The sequence below is a fragment of the Pseudoalteromonas sp. SIMBA_162 genome (assembly GCF_046535955.1).
GTDB lineage: Bacteria > Pseudomonadota > Gammaproteobacteria > Enterobacterales > Alteromonadaceae > Pseudoalteromonas > Pseudoalteromonas marina.
Map to the genome: position 1 here is coordinate 1 of NZ_JAWJBQ010000674.1, position 258 is coordinate 258.

A 258-nucleotide genomic window follows, 5' to 3' on the forward strand; every position below is an offset into this window, starting at 1 on the left:
CATGCGCACCGCGATATCGGTCTGCGCCAGTTCGCGGGCCAGGTTCTGGGCCGCGACTGTGTCAGGCGAACGGGTGTCGAAGTACTTGGCCAGCGTGGCGCCGACGTTGTCGAGCTCGCTTTTCCAGACCGCGGGCTGGCGCATCAGCATGGCCAGTTGCACGGTCAAGAGACGCTGGCGCAGCGTGCCGCGCACCTGGTCGGCCTGTTCCGGCGACAGCAGCAGCGCCGCGGGTTCGTCAACGCGCTGGATCGAGAT

Annotated in this window: 1 protein-coding gene; it reads right to left on the bottom strand. The window is 67.4% G+C overall.

Going from position 1 to position 258, the window contains the following annotated elements:
* The coding region (locus R0J88_RS21365; RefSeq protein ID WP_410901079.1) for a uroporphyrinogen-III C-methyltransferase at window positions 1–258 on the bottom strand (258 nt) is incomplete at both ends.